Below are 14,101 nucleotides of genomic sequence, written 5' to 3' on the forward strand. Positions count from 1 at the left end.
GATTACTTTAATTTGCCTATTCTATTAAATGGTAATATTACAAATTGTGCTTTCCCTTTTATATACTTGTAATCTATATAAGGATTCTGCCAAACTCTAGCATCTAAAGATGTTGCTCTATTATCCCCTGCAAAAAAATAACAATTTTCAGGAACATCAAAAATTCCAGTTTTATCACTATTATTTACTACATATGGTTCATCTAATTTTTCATTATTTACATATACAGTACCATCCCCCATAAACTCTATATGATCACCTGGAAGCCCTATTACTCTTTTCACTAACTTCTCTTCTAACTCTTCTGATTTAAATACTAATATATCTCCTCTTTTTATAGATTTTTGACTATGTACTACAGTACAAAAAATTCTATCCTTTAATTGTATTGTAGGAAGCATTGAACCTGTTGGAACATTTATATTAAAAAATACAAATTTATTTATTATAATAGCCAATATTGCAGCTATAACAATTATGCTTCCCCATTCTTTTAAAAATTTTTTCATTTTCGTCCTCCTCATATAATTAAATTTCTAATTCTTCTTAATTAAATCGTTACTAAATTTAATCTCATGCTTCTTTTCATATATAAATTATACGTTTAAACATATCTTTAATTCAACATTATATATTAATATATAATGGATAGTACTTACTTATATTTTTTTGTTATTCAAATTTTTATATAATAAAAACTAGATATTTATAAATATCTAGTTCTATTCTAATTTTCCAAATCTACTAAATGGAAGTACTGTAAATCTTGCTTTTCCTTTTATATCATCATATTTTATATATGGTTCTACCCAAAATCTTGCATCAAGTGAATTATTTCTATTGTCTCCTATAAATACATAGGAATCCTCTGGAACATCAAATACAGCTTCTTTATCACTATTATTTTGTACATATGGCTCCTCTAGCTTTTTACCATTAACTAAAACACTTCCATCATTTTTAAATTCTATATGCTCTCCTGGAAGTCCTATTACTCTTTTCACTAACTTTTCTTGTAATTCTTTAGACTTAAATACTACTATATCTCCTCTTTCTATAGACTTCTTACTATGTATTACTGTGCAAAATATTTTATCACCTGGCTTTATAGTTGGATACATTGATTCTGTTGGCACACTTATATTAAAAAATGCAAACATATTAATAAAAGATGCAAGTATCACAGCAGAAACTATAGGAATTCCCCATTCCTTAAAAAACTTTTTTACTAATTCCACTTAAAACTCCTCCTGTTTAAAATATAAACCATAAACTATTATACCTATACGATTTTAATTTTAGTTTAAATATAATCCTTACCCAATATATCATGCTTTAAAATTATTTGTAAATTACTTTATAATTATATCATATAGGTTTACAGACTTGTATTTTAATTTTAAAAGTAAAAAGAGAGAATCTCTTCTCCCTTAATTAAAAAAATAAATTTTATTTACCAATATCTTTTCTATAATACATTCCATCAAATTTTATATTTTCTATTCCAGCATATGCATTAGCTCTAGCTTGTTCAAGAGTTTTTCCTATAGATGTAACTCCTAAAACTCTTCCGCCATTAGTTAATAACTTTCCATCCTCTTCTTTTACACCTGCAAAAAAAGTTTTAGCTTTAGAGTTATCTATACCTGTTATTTCAAAACCCTTTTCATATTTTTTAGGATATCCTTTAGATGCTCCTATTACACAACAAGCATATGCATTTTTAAATAATACTTTTATATTTTTCAAATTCTTATTTATTGCACTATCTATAACATCTACTAAGTCGCTCTCCATTAGTGGCAATACTACTTGTGTTTCCGGATCACCCATTCTCACATTGTATTCTAATAGATATACACCTTTTTTAGTAATCATAACCCCAAAGAATATTATTCCAATATAGTCTAAATTCTCTTTTTTAATACCTTCTAATGTAGGTATCATTATATTTTCACTAAAATCTTTTAATACTTCATCTGTACAATATGGATTAGGTGCTATTGTTCCCATCCCACCAGTATTTAATCCTGTATTTCCTTCTCCTATAGCTTTATGATCTTTAGATGATATAAACGGTATTATTACTTCCCCATCTGTTATAGAAAGTATTGATGCTTCTACACCTTCTAAAAATTCTTCTATTACTATAGTTTTTCCTGCATCACCTAAAGTTCTATTTTCCATTAATTCTTTTACGGCATCTATGGCTTCTTCTCTAGTACTTGCAATAATTACACCTTTCCCTGCTGCTAATCCGTCTGCTTTTACAACTACAGGTATTTCACATCTTTCAACATATCTTAATGCTTCATCTAAGTTATCAAAGTTTCCATACTCTGCTGTTTTAACACCATATTTTCTCATAAAATCTTTTGAAAAGGCTTTACTTCCCTCTAACTTTGCTGCTTCTTTACTTGGTCCAAATATTTTAAGTCCACGTGATTTAAACTCATCCACTATACCATCACATAATTCCTTCTCTGGACCTACAATTGTTAAATCAATTTTATTTTCTTCTGCAAAATTAGCTAATTCTTCAATAGTACTTAAATTTACATTTTCACATTTTTCTTCAACTGCGGTTCCACCATTGCCTTTAGAACAATAAATTTTTTCTACCTTAGAGCTTTGTGCTATTTTGTATGCTAAAGCATGCTCTCTTCCACCATTGCCTATTAATAAAACTTTCATACTGACCCTCCAAAACTCTTAAACTTATAATGAAATAAACAATTTAATGTTTAAAATGTCTTAATCCACTAAATACCATAGCTATTCCATGCTCATTACATGCTTCTATTGATTCTTCATCTCTTATTGATCCACCAGGTTGAATTATAGCTCTAACATTTGATTTTGCTATTTCATCTACACAATCTCTAAATGGGAAATATGCATCTGATGCTAAAACAACTGCACCTTCGCCTCTTTCTAGAGCTTCATTAGTTGCCCATATTCTATTAACCTGTCCACCAGCTATACCTATTGCTCTTTTATTGTTTGATACAACTATTGCATTTGATTTTACATATTTACATACTTTCATTGCAAATAAAAGTTCATCTAATTCCTCTTTATTTGGAGATTTTTTTGTAACGACCTTTAATTCAGTATTTAACTCAGTATCTCTATCTTGAACCAATAATCCACCATCAATAGATACTACTTCTTTTATCTCACTTGGTTTTGAAGTACATTTTATAACTCTTAAATTCTTTTTAGATTTTAAAACTTCTATAGCTTCTTCTGTAAAATCTGGTGCTATAACTATTTCAAGGAATATTTTAATCATTTCTTCTGCTGATTCTTTATCAACAGTCCTATTTAATGCAACTATACCACCAAATATTGACATTGGATCACATTCATAAGCTTTAACATATGCATCTTTAACATTATCACCTATAGCAACTCCACAAGGTGTATTATGTTTTAATCCACAACAAGCAATTTCTTCAAATTCATTAACAACTTTCCATGCAATATCCATATCTTTAATATTATTATAAGAAAGTTCTTTTCCATTTAACTTTTCTATATTGTTCATCATTCCAAGACCATTAGTATTTTTGTATACTACTGCATTTTGATGACTATTTTCACCATATCTTAATCTATTTTCTTTTACATAAGATGCTGTAAAATACTCTTCTTCAGATTCATTTTCTAATAAGAACTTACATATTGCTGCATCATATGCAGATGTTAAATTAAATACTTTTGCTGCATATTCTTTTCTTGTTTTGTAGTCAACATCTCCACTTTCTGATATTTGATTCATAACTTCACTATAATCATTAATATCACTTATAACAAGTACATCTTTAAAATTCTTAGATGCACTTCTTAACATGCTTGGCCCACCAATATCTATAAATTCTATTTTATCTTCAAATGTTATATCTTCTTTTACTTTTTCGAAAAAAGGATACAAGTTTACACATACTAAATCTATTGTTTGTATACTTCTTTCTTCTAAAGTTTTCATATGTTCTTCGTTATCTCTAAGAGCTAATATTCCACCATGAATATTTGGATGAAGTGTTTTCACTCTTCCATCTAACATTTCATCAGCTTTTGTAATTTCACATACTTCCAAAACTTTAACATTATTTTCTTTTAAATATTTATAAGTCCCACCACTTGATATAATCTCAACATTTCTTTCCTCTAAAAATTTAGCAAATTCTAATACATTTGTTTTATCAAAAACACTTATTAAAGCTCTTTTTATCATAATGCAATACCTCTCTTTATCCTTTTAACTAATCTATTACTTCTACTTGTCTTCCACTTACTTTAATTTTATTTTCACTAATAAGTTTTATAGCTTCTGACAAAGCCTCATGCTCTTTTTCTAATATTCTTTTTTGTAACATTTCTGCAGTGTCATTGTTTATTACTGGAACTATTTTTTGTAGTATTATTGCTCCAGTATCAGTCCCTTCATCAACAAAATGAACAGTACAGCCACTGAATTTAACTCCATACTCTATTGCTGCTTCATGAACTTTAATTCCATACATTCCTTTTCCACAAAAACTTGGTATTAAAGATGGATGAATATTTATAATTTTACCCTTAAAACATTCTATAAAATCAGCCTTTAATATTGATGTAAATCCTGCTAATACTATTAAATCCACTTTGTTTTTTAAAAACTTTAATAAATGACTACTCAAGTTTTCCTTATATTTTTTTCTATCAAAAACCATTGTTTCTATGTTGTTATACTTTGCTCTTTCAATACCATATACATTTTCTCTATCACTTATCACATATGATATTTCACAATTATTTAAATAACCACTTTTCACATTATCTATAATGCTTTGAAGATTAGTTCCTCCACCAGATATTAAGACTGCTATTTTAAGCAAACGCCTTCACCCCCAGCTTGTACTGTTCCAATTTTATACGCTTTTTCACCCATATCTTCTAACATCTTTATTACATCTTCTTCATCATTTTTATCTACTGCAAGAACCATGCCAATTCCCATATTGTAAGTATTAAACATATGTTCTTCTTCTACACCTTGTTTCATTAAATACTTAAATATTTCTGGAATTTCAAAAGAATTCTTATCTATTACAGCTGTAAAATTCTCCTTAAACATTCTTGGTATATTTTCATAAAAACCACCACCAGTTATATGTGACATACCTTTGATATCAAATCTTTCAATAAGTTTTAATATTGATTTTACATAAATTTTAGTAGGTTCTAATAATATTTCTCCTAATGTTTTTTCACCTAATTTTTCACTATAATCTTTAACAATTTTTCTAACTAATGAATATCCATTACTATGAACTCCTGAAGAAGCTATTCCTATTAATGAGTTACCTTCTTTTATCTTGCTACCATCTATAATTTTATCTTTATCTACTATTCCAACTGCAAATCCAGCTAAATCATAATCTCCATCTTTATACATGCCTGGCATTTCTGCTGTTTCTCCACCAATTAATGCTGCATTAGATTGTACACAACCTTCTGATACACCTTTTACTATATCTGCTGCAATATTTGAATCTAATTTCCCACATGCTATATAGTCTAGAAAAAATAATGGTTTAGCTCCATGACATAAAATATCATTAACACACATAGCCACACAATCTATTCCTACTGTATCAAATTTATTAAGTTTTATAGCAATTTCAAGCTTTGTTCCTACCCCATCTGTACCTGATACCAAAACAGGATTTTTAAATCCGTTTCCTATTTCAACCATTCCTGCAAAACTTCCAATTCCATTTAACACATTTGATGTCATAGTTCTTTTAGTGTATTCCTTCATTAATTTTACTGCTTTATATCCCTCTTCTATATTAACTCCTGCTTCTTTATAAGTTATCATAATAATCTCTTTCCTTTCTCAAACCATTTATTAAATTGATTTTCAAATTATTAACTTACTACTCATATAGTGTTTTCAAACTAATGTCTTAAATTATCCCTTTGCTATAGGGTTCAAAGTTTAAATAACACATTTATCAATTGAAAAACTTTTTTTCTTTCAATACTACTATTCTCATTTAATATTTTTATCAAATCATACTATTAACAATTTGTTCTACAAATTGATTTTTAAAAAACTGAGCTTTCAGTTTTATCCTTCATTATTAATTGTTCATCGTTAATTGTTAATTTTGCTACTATACTTAAAATCATATATGTGATTTAAATATTTATGAGCACTAAGTTAATAAATTTCCCTAGGTAGGCTTGAGGTGGCATGTTTTTAGCATGGAAACGGATACCACCTCAATATATTAAATTTAAGTTTTAAGCTATTTATATTATTTAAAGTTAATATTTTAATTTATATAATTATTAACTTATAATCTTAATCTTCAATTTTTATTGGTGCTGATATTGGGTATTCACCTTGAAAACATCCTGTACAAAAATCCATTTGTTTATCTAAACATTCTAACAATGCATTCTTAGATAAATATCCTAATGTATCTGCGCCTATTTTCTCACATATTTCATTTACTGTAATATTTGCACCAATAAGTCCATTTCTATATGGTGTATCTATACCAAAGTAACAAGGGAACTTAACTACAGGTGAAGATACTCTAAAATGTATTTCCTTAGCTCCTGCACTTCTTAAAAGTTCTACTAACCTTTTACTTGTTGTGCCTCTTACAATAGAATCATCTATTAAAACAACTCTTTTTCCTTCTACATTTTCTTTAAGTACATTTAATTTAACATTTACTGCATTTTCTCGTTCCTCTTGAGTTGGCGATATAAATGTTCTTCCTATATACTTATTCTTTATAAGCCCAACTTCATATGGTATTCCTGAAGCATGTGAATATCCCATTGCTGCAGATATTCCTGAATCTGGCACTGCTACAACTATATCTGCTTCAACTGGACTTTCTTCATACAATTTTTCTCCTGCCATAAATCTAGACTTATGAACGCTTATTCCATCAATTACTGAATCAGGTCTTGCAAAATATATATATTCAAAAGAGCAAACAGCTTTCTTGCTTTTCTCTGCAAAGTTTATACTTCTTAGACCATCTTTATTTATTACTACAATTTCTCCTGCTTCAACATCTCTTACAAATTCTGCTCCTGTAGCATCTAATGCACAACTTTCTGAAGCTAGAACATAACTTTCTCCTATTTTACCTATACATAATGGTCTAATTCCATATGGATCTCTAATGCCTATCAATTCATTTTCTGTTAATAGAACAATAGCAAATGAACCTTTTATTGCTTGCATAGTATCTACCACTGCATTTAGAACACCTTTTTTAGCACTTCTTGCAATCAGATATAAAATTACTTCTGAATCTATAGATGTTTGAAAAATACATCCAGAGTCCTCCAAAAGTTCTCTTACTATATCTGCATTTGTTAAGTTTCCATTATGAGCTATTGCTATACTTCCAAGTTTAAATTCCCCCATTATTGGTTGTGCATTTTTAGCATTACTTCCTCCTGCTGTAGAGTATCTAACATGTCCAATTGCAGAGTCTCCAGTTAGCTTAGATACACTCTCTTTATTAAACACTTCTGAAACTAAACCCATATCTTTATGAACATGCATTTTGTCTCCATCATAACTAACTATGCCTGCACTTTCTTGTCCTCTATGTTGAAGTGCATAAAGTCCATAATAAACTCTTTTTGCTACATCTATTTTTTCTTCTCCAGTATTAAAAATTCCATAAACCCCACACTCATCTTTAAATTTATCTGGAGAAAAATTGTTATAAATATATCCATTGTCTAACTTTTGCATAACTCTAATCACCCTTCGACTTTCTTAACTTTAATTCCTATTTTTCTCCACCTATCATTCTATTTAAAACTTCTGTATATCCTTCTACTAAATCTCCAAGTTCTCTTCTAAATCTATCTTTATCTAATTTCACGCCAGTTGTCATATCCCACAATCTACAAGTATCTGGTGAAATTTCATCTGCTAAAATAACTTCTCCATTAAATCTTCCAAATTCTAATTTGAAATCTACTAATTTAATATTTTGCTTTTTAAAGAATTCTTTTAAGATTTCATTTATTCTTCTTGCCATTTCATATATTTTATTTAATTCTTCAAATGTAGTAATTCCTAAAGCAACCGCATGATAATCATTCATTAAAGGATCGCCTAAATCATCATTTTTATAACTTATTTCTAATACTGTTGTTTTTAATTCTGTACCTTCTTCTACACCATATCTTTTAGCCATGCTTCCTGCCGCTATATTTCTTACTATAACTTCAACTGGAACTATTTCTACTTTCTTGCAAAGTTGTTCTCTATCATTTAATTTTTTTACAAAATGAGTTTTTATTCCTTCTTTTTCTAACATTTCAAATAGTAATGTTGTTATGCTATTATTTAATATTCCTTTTGAATTTATAGTTTCTTTCTTTTCTCCATTAAAAGCAGTCGCATCATCCTTGTAATAAACAATTACCTCATCATTTCTTTCTGCTTTAAATATTTTTTTAGCTTTTCCTTCATATATTAATTCTTTTCCTTCCATTTTAAAGATCCACTCCTTCTCCATTTTCTTTTATGAATTTTTCTTTCATATCTTTTCTATATTTAACTAATTTCTCTTTTACTTCTGGATATTTATTTGCAAGTATCTGAACAGCTAACATTCCTGCATTATAGCTGTTATTTATTCCAACTGTTGCTACGGGAATTGCCTTTGGCATCTGAACTATTGAATATAATGCATCCATTCCTTCTACAGCAGCTTTTATAGGTACCCCTATAACTGGTATTAATGTTTTTGATGCTATAACTCCTGGAAGATGTGCGGCAAGTCCTGCACCTGCAATTATACATTCACATCCATTTGCTTCTAAATCATTTATAACTTCTTCTAATTTTTCTGGAACTCTATGTGCTGACAACACATAGGCTTCAAATTCTATCTCAAACTCCCTTAAACAATTTGCTGCATTTTTCATAACTTCTGTATCAGATTTACTTCCAAATATTATAGCTACTCTCATACTTAATACCTCCACTTTATATAAACTATTAATTTATCAATTTAATATATAAAAAGGTGTTTTCATTCTATGGTTATAAAAAGGTTTTCTATTTTACATTTTCGGAATCTTCGGGTTTAAATTTTGTATAAATACGGGTTCAATTTATACTTATCATAATTATGTTGAAAACACCTCTTTAAGCTAATTATTTAAAATATTTAACACCACTTTCTATTATCTTTTGCTCGTGGTTACCTAAAACATTTTTTATTACATTATTTCCAATTCTCTCTGTATGTCCCATTTTTCCCAAGACTCTTCCATCAGGACTAGTAATTCCTTCTATTGCATATACTGAACCATTTGGATTATATTTTATGTCATATGTTGGATTTCCATTTAAATCTACATATTGTGTTGCTATTTGATCATTTTCAAATAATTTTTTAATCATTTCATCATTAGCATAAAATCTACCTTCTCCATGTGAAACTGGTATTGTGTGTATATCATTGACACTTACCTCACTAAACCAAGGTGATGAGTTAGATACTATTTTTGTATTAACCATACAAGATATGTGTCTTCCTATTGCATTATTAGTTAATGTTGGACTATTTTCATCAAGTTGTCTTATTTCTCCATAAGTTACAAGTCCTAATTTTATAAGCGCTTGGAATCCGTTACATATTCCTAATATTAATCCATCTCTATTTTTTAGAAGTTCCATAACTTCACTACTAATTTTTTCATTTCTAAATATAGTAGCTATAAACTTTCCTGAACCATCTGGTTCATCTCCTGCACTAAATCCACCTGGTAGCATAATTATTTGAGAATTTCTTATAGATCTTGCTAACTCATTTATAGACTCCTCTATTGACTTGGAATTTAAATTATTGAATACAACAATCTCTGATTCCGCACCAGCTATATTAAATGCTCTTTCACAATCATACTCACAGTTTGTCCCTGGAAATACTGGAATTACAACTTTAGGTTTAGCCATTTTTATTATTGGTGACTTTACATTAATCTTATTTTTAACTTCAAATTTATTAATTTTTTCATTTTCTAATTTATCATCACCATATTTAGTTGGAAAAATTTCTTCCAATGGTTTTGTAAATATATCTTCTATTTCACTTAAAATATAAAATTCATCTCTATACTCTATTTTTTCTTCATTTACTGTTTTCCCTAATATTGTATAATTTAATTCTTCTAATTCTTTATTTATATCAACATCAGATTTAAGCTCTAATACTATTGTTCCATAATCTGGGCTTATAAGTTTTTCAATTTCTAATTCATTATTAAATTTAAATCCTATTCTATTACCTAATGTCATTTTTGTTATACTTTCTAATACTCCACCAGATTTTACTGTATAACTTGATAAAACTTTTTCTCTATCTATTAATGATTTAACTTTTTCAAAGTTCTTTTTAAGTGAATCAAAATCAACTATTTCCTCTTCATTTCTTATTGCATTAATTGATATAACGTCACTTCCAACTTTTTTAAATTCTTGTGATACCACTTTTCTTACATCTACTGTATCAACCGCAAAAGATATTAATGTTGGTGGAACTGTTAAATCTTTAAATGTGCCTGACATACTATCTTTTCCACCTATTGCAGCTATAGATAGTTCATGTTGTGCATAAAGAGCACCTAATAATGCAGCAAATGGTTTTCCCCATTTTTCCTTATCTGTTCCTAATTTTTCAAAATACTCTTGAAATGTTAATCTAATATTTTTATACTCTCCACCTAAAGCTACAATTTTACTTACACTTTCTATTACAGCATACAATGCTCCATGATAAGGACTCCATGATGATATATATGGGTTAAATCCATGAGCCATAATAGTTCCTGTTGTTGTTTCTCCATTTTCTAATGGTATCTTAGCAACCATTGCTTCTGTTGGTGTCATTTGATACTTGCCACTAAATGGCATAAGCACTGTATTTCCACCAATAGAACTATCAAACATTTCTACTAATCCCTTTTGTGAACATATATTTAAATCACTAATTACTGATTTTACTGTTTCTTTAAAACTATTCTTTTTAAATTTACTCTCATTAAAATAAATTTTTTCTTCATTAGGCTTAATTACTTTTACATCATTAAAATTCTTAGCTCCATTAGTATCTAAGAAAGCTCTTGATAAATTTAAAATTTCCTGACCTTTAAAATTCATCACCATTCTTTTTTCTTCTGTCACTTCTGCAACAACTAATGCTTCTAAATTTTCTTTTTCTGCATGCTTTATAAACTTATCTACATCACTATCCTTAACCACCACTGCCATTCTCTCTTGAGATTCTGATATTGCAATCTCAGTTCCATCTAATCCTTCATATTTTTTTGGTACTAAATCTAAATTTATACGAAGTCCATCAGCAAGTTCTCCAATAGCAACTGACACACCACCAGCACCAAAATCATTACATCTTTTTATTAATGTAGTAACTTCTTTCTTTCTAAACAATCTTTGTATTTTTCTTTCTGTTGGTGCATTTCCTTTTTGAACTTCTGCATTACAAGTTTCTATTGATTTTTCTGTATGTTCCTTAGATGAACCTGATGCTCCACCAACTCCATCTCTTCCTGTTCTTCCACCTAAAAGAATTATCTTATCACCATTGCTTGGTATTTCTCTTATTACATTTTCATATGGAGCTGCACCTATAACTGCCCCAACTTCCATTCTTTTTGCTTCATATCCATCATGATATATCTCTTCTACATATCCAGTCGCTAGTCCAATTTGATTTCCATAACTACTATATCCTTTTGCAGCTTCCTTAGTAATTTTTCTTTGTGGCAATTTTCCTTTTAATGTAGACTTCATATTCATTCTTGGATCTTTAGCTCCAGTAACTCTCATTGCTTGATAAACATAACTTCTACCTGATAGTGGATCTCTTATTGCTCCACCTAAACAAGTTGACGCCCCTCCAAAAGGTTCTATTTCAGTTGGATGATTGTGTGTCTCATTTTTAAACATTACTAAATACTTTTCATCTTTACCATTTACATCTACATTAACAATTATGCTACAAGCATTTATTTCTTCTGACACATCTAAATCATCTAATGCACCAATTTTTCTTAATTTTTTCATTCCTATAATAGCTATATCCATTAAAGTCATATCTTTTTTTGATTTACAATAAACTTCATCTCTATATTCTTTATAAGTTTGAAAAGCTTTTTTTATATTTTCTGTGAATTTTCCATCCTCTATCTCAACATTTTCAAGCACAGTTTGAAATGTTGTATGTCTGCAATGGTCTGACCAGTAAGTTTCTATAACTTTTATTTCTGTTATTGTTGGATTTCTATGTTCTTCATTTTTAAAATATCCTTGTACAAGTTTTATATCTTCAATGGTCATAGCTAAAGAATTTTTAGTTAAAAAACTTTTTAACTCTTCTTCATTAAATCCTATAAATCCATTTAAAATTTCTACTGGTTTAACATCACTATCTTCATCTTCTAATGTTTCTTTTTTATAAACATCACATTCTCTAGAATCTACAGCGTTTATGTAGTAACTTTTTATTTTTTCTATATCATCACAAGTTAACGTTCCATCTAAAATTATAATTTTAGAACTTTTTACTTTTGGCATTTCTTGTTGTGTTATTATTTGTATACATTGTGCTGCTGAATCAGCTCTTTGATCATATTGTCCTGGAAGATTCTCAACTCCAAACGCATTCTCTTTATCTTTAATATTTAATTCCTCATAAACATCATCAACATTTACTTCACTTAATACGCTATTTTTAACTTTATCATAATCTTTTTCATCTATTCCTTTTATATCATATCTATTTATAACTCTAACATTTTCTAATAACTTTATATTTAAATTTGCCTTAAAATCTTTTAAAAGTCCTTGACCTTCTAAGTTAAAGTTCGGTTTTTTTTCAACAAAAATTGTGTAAATTTTGTTATTCATCACTTTCCCCCCTGAACACCTGGAAATAATACGAACATTATTTTAATGTTTCAATTTAATATTCGATAGTTTTATTATAATACACTTTTTACTTTTTTTAAAGTACATTTTTAAAATTTATTTATTTTTCATTCGACAATATACGAATAAAGTCTTTTTTAAGTAATTTAAAGTTTGTGTTTTTTTGTTTTTATTTTTTTACTATTTACTTTTATCTTAATTGTAATCATTTTCATTTATTAGTTCTAGGTTTTTATTTATAAATATTTCGTAAATTATTGCTTAGATTGAACTATTTGTAACTATAATGTCTTTTCACTTATTCTTAAAAATTGTATAATTAATTAAACATACGTTAATGAGTTAAAATATAATTATAGCAATTTAGGAGTGATTTATATGAATTCTAAAAAAATAAAGAAACACTTATCTATTTTTTTCCTTTTATCTACAGTATCAATTTTATCATTAACCGGTTGTACTACTGATACTAAAAATAATTCAAGTGTAAATAAAACAAATACGTCTATAAGCTTAGCTGCTAATACAAATAAAAATGAAAATACTACAGAACTAAAAAATCAGATTAAAACTCTAGAAGACAAAGTGAATGCCTTAACTGATGAGCTATCAAAAAAGGAAGATACAAATAATAATGTTAAAAATGATCTATATATACCTTTATACACCGCTAATTTAAATGATTATTCTTCTGAAATACTTTGTTATGTAAAATCTACATCTACAAATATAGAAGATAATTTAAAACTTTTATGTTCTAAATTGTCCCAAATAACATTTAATGAATTGCCAATAGAACTATCTAGTCTAGAAACTATAGAGGGTAAAAAAGTTGCTACAATAAATTTATCTGAAAGCTTAACTGACCCTAATATACCTGGAATTAGATGGTCACAGAATTATTTTCAAGGTTCTGCTGGTGGAGAAATTACTTCTACAACTTTAATCAATACTTTTCTTCAATCAGATTTAGATATAGATTGGATTGATGGAGTTAAATTTTTATACAATGGCAAACCTATAGAATTTCAACATGTATCTAAACTTTCTCAGATTCATTATAAATAAAATCTAACTTATATATATAAATAAAATCAGTAG

11 protein-coding genes are annotated in these 14,101 nt (G+C 28.1%); 1 reads left to right on the forward strand and 10 read right to left on the reverse strand.

Annotated features, from left to right (window positions below):
* Window positions 1-2: 2 nt before the first annotated feature.
* The 10 genes from lepB (BN346_RS03300) to BN346_RS03345 all read right to left on the reverse strand — a co-directional run bounded on the left by lepB (BN346_RS03300) (window position 3) and on the right by BN346_RS03345 (window position 12,979).
* Window positions 3-509 (reverse strand): signal peptidase I, encoded by a 507-nt coding sequence (gene lepB / locus BN346_RS03300; RefSeq protein ID WP_034439331.1) that lies wholly within the window; start codon window positions 507-509, stop codon window positions 3-5.
* A gap of 213 nt (window positions 510-722) precedes the next feature.
* Window positions 723-1,238 carry a signal peptidase I gene (lepB, locus tag BN346_RS03305; RefSeq protein ID WP_034439333.1) on the reverse strand — a complete coding sequence of 172 codons (516 nt, stop codon included), beginning with the start codon at window positions 1,236-1,238 and terminating at the stop codon, window positions 723-725.
* 211 nt (window positions 1,239-1,449) lie between these two features.
* The gene (gene purD, locus BN346_RS03310) at window positions 1,450-2,694 is read right to left on the reverse strand and encodes a phosphoribosylamine--glycine ligase (protein ID WP_034439334.1); all 1,245 of its coding nucleotides are present in this window, start codon (window positions 2,692-2,694) and stop codon (window positions 1,450-1,452) included.
* 43 nt (window positions 2,695-2,737) lie between these two features.
* Window positions 2,738-4,240: a bifunctional phosphoribosylaminoimidazolecarboxamide formyltransferase/IMP cyclohydrolase gene (gene purH, locus BN346_RS03315; RefSeq protein WP_034439336.1), complete on the reverse strand. Its 1,503-nt coding sequence runs from the start codon at window positions 4,238-4,240 to the stop codon at window positions 2,738-2,740.
* Between the two features lie 28 nt (window positions 4,241-4,268).
* Window positions 4,269-4,883 carry a phosphoribosylglycinamide formyltransferase gene (purN, locus tag BN346_RS03320; RefSeq protein WP_034439338.1) on the reverse strand — a complete coding sequence of 205 codons (615 nt, stop codon included), beginning with the start codon at window positions 4,881-4,883 and terminating at the stop codon, window positions 4,269-4,271.
* Entirely contained in the window at window positions 4,871-5,869 is a 999-nt protein-coding gene (purM, locus tag BN346_RS03325) for a phosphoribosylformylglycinamidine cyclo-ligase (protein WP_034439340.1), read from the reverse strand. The genes purN and purM overlap by 13 nt, the downstream gene beginning before the upstream one ends.
* Window positions 5,870-6,358: 489 nt before the next feature.
* Window positions 6,359-7,783: an amidophosphoribosyltransferase gene (gene purF / locus BN346_RS03330; RefSeq protein ID WP_051539946.1), complete on the reverse strand. Its 1,425-nt coding sequence runs from the start codon at window positions 7,781-7,783 to the stop codon at window positions 6,359-6,361.
* Window positions 7,784-7,820: 37 nt separating this feature from the next.
* Window positions 7,821-8,534 (reverse strand): phosphoribosylaminoimidazolesuccinocarboxamide synthase, encoded by a 714-nt coding sequence (gene purC / locus BN346_RS03335; RefSeq protein ID WP_034439342.1) that lies wholly within the window; start codon window positions 8,532-8,534, stop codon window positions 7,821-7,823.
* A 1-nt stretch (window position 8,535) separates the two neighbouring features.
* Window positions 8,536-9,015, reverse strand: a complete 480-nt coding sequence (gene purE, locus BN346_RS03340; protein WP_034439345.1) for a 5-(carboxyamino)imidazole ribonucleotide mutase — start codon at window positions 9,013-9,015, stop codon at window positions 8,536-8,538.
* Window positions 9,016-9,202: 187 nt separating this feature from the next.
* On the reverse strand, window positions 9,203-12,979 hold the full coding sequence (locus BN346_RS03345; protein WP_034439346.1) for a phosphoribosylformylglycinamidine synthase: 3,777 nt from the start codon (window positions 12,977-12,979) through the stop codon (window positions 9,203-9,205).
* A gap of 399 nt (window positions 12,980-13,378) precedes the next feature.
* Between BN346_RS03345 and BN346_RS03350 the strand changes: the two genes are divergently transcribed.
* Window positions 13,379-14,068, forward strand: a complete 690-nt coding sequence (locus tag BN346_RS03350; protein ID WP_051539947.1) for a GerMN domain-containing protein — start codon at window positions 13,379-13,381, stop codon at window positions 14,066-14,068.
* The last annotated feature ends 33 nt before the right edge of the window (window positions 14,069-14,101 follow it).

Source organism: Clostridium ihumii AP5 (genome assembly GCF_000612845.1).
Classification (GTDB): Bacteria; Bacillota; Clostridia; order Clostridiales; family Clostridiaceae; genus Clostridium_J; species Clostridium_J ihumii.

Excerpts from the sequence above, each read along its gene's own strand:
- purH (WP_034439336.1), bottom strand. The coding sequence starts at position 4,240 with ATGATAAAAAGAGCTTTAATAAGTGTTTTTGATAAAACAAATGTATTA.
- BN346_RS03350 (WP_051539947.1), top strand. The coding sequence starts at position 13,379 with ATGAATTCTAAAAAAATAAAGAAACACTTATCTATTTTTTTCCTTTTA.
- purF (WP_051539946.1), bottom strand. The coding sequence starts at position 7,783 with ATGCAAAAGTTAGACAATGGATATATTTATAACAATTTTTCTCCAGAT.
- BN346_RS03345 (WP_034439346.1), bottom strand. The coding sequence starts at position 12,979 with ATGAATAACAAAATTTACACAATTTTTGTTGAAAAAAAACCGAACTTT.
- purD (WP_034439334.1), bottom strand. The coding sequence starts at position 2,694 with ATGAAAGTTTTATTAATAGGCAATGGTGGAAGAGAGCATGCTTTAGCA.
- purM (WP_034439340.1), bottom strand. The coding sequence starts at position 5,869 with ATGATAACTTATAAAGAAGCAGGAGTTAATATAGAAGAGGGATATAAA.
- purC (WP_034439342.1), bottom strand. The coding sequence starts at position 8,534 with ATGGAAGGAAAAGAATTAATATATGAAGGAAAAGCTAAAAAAATATTT.
- purE (WP_034439345.1), bottom strand. The coding sequence starts at position 9,015 with ATGAGAGTAGCTATAATATTTGGAAGTAAATCTGATACAGAAGTTATG.
- lepB (WP_034439331.1), bottom strand. The coding sequence starts at position 509 with ATGAAAAAATTTTTAAAAGAATGGGGAAGCATAATTGTTATAGCTGCA.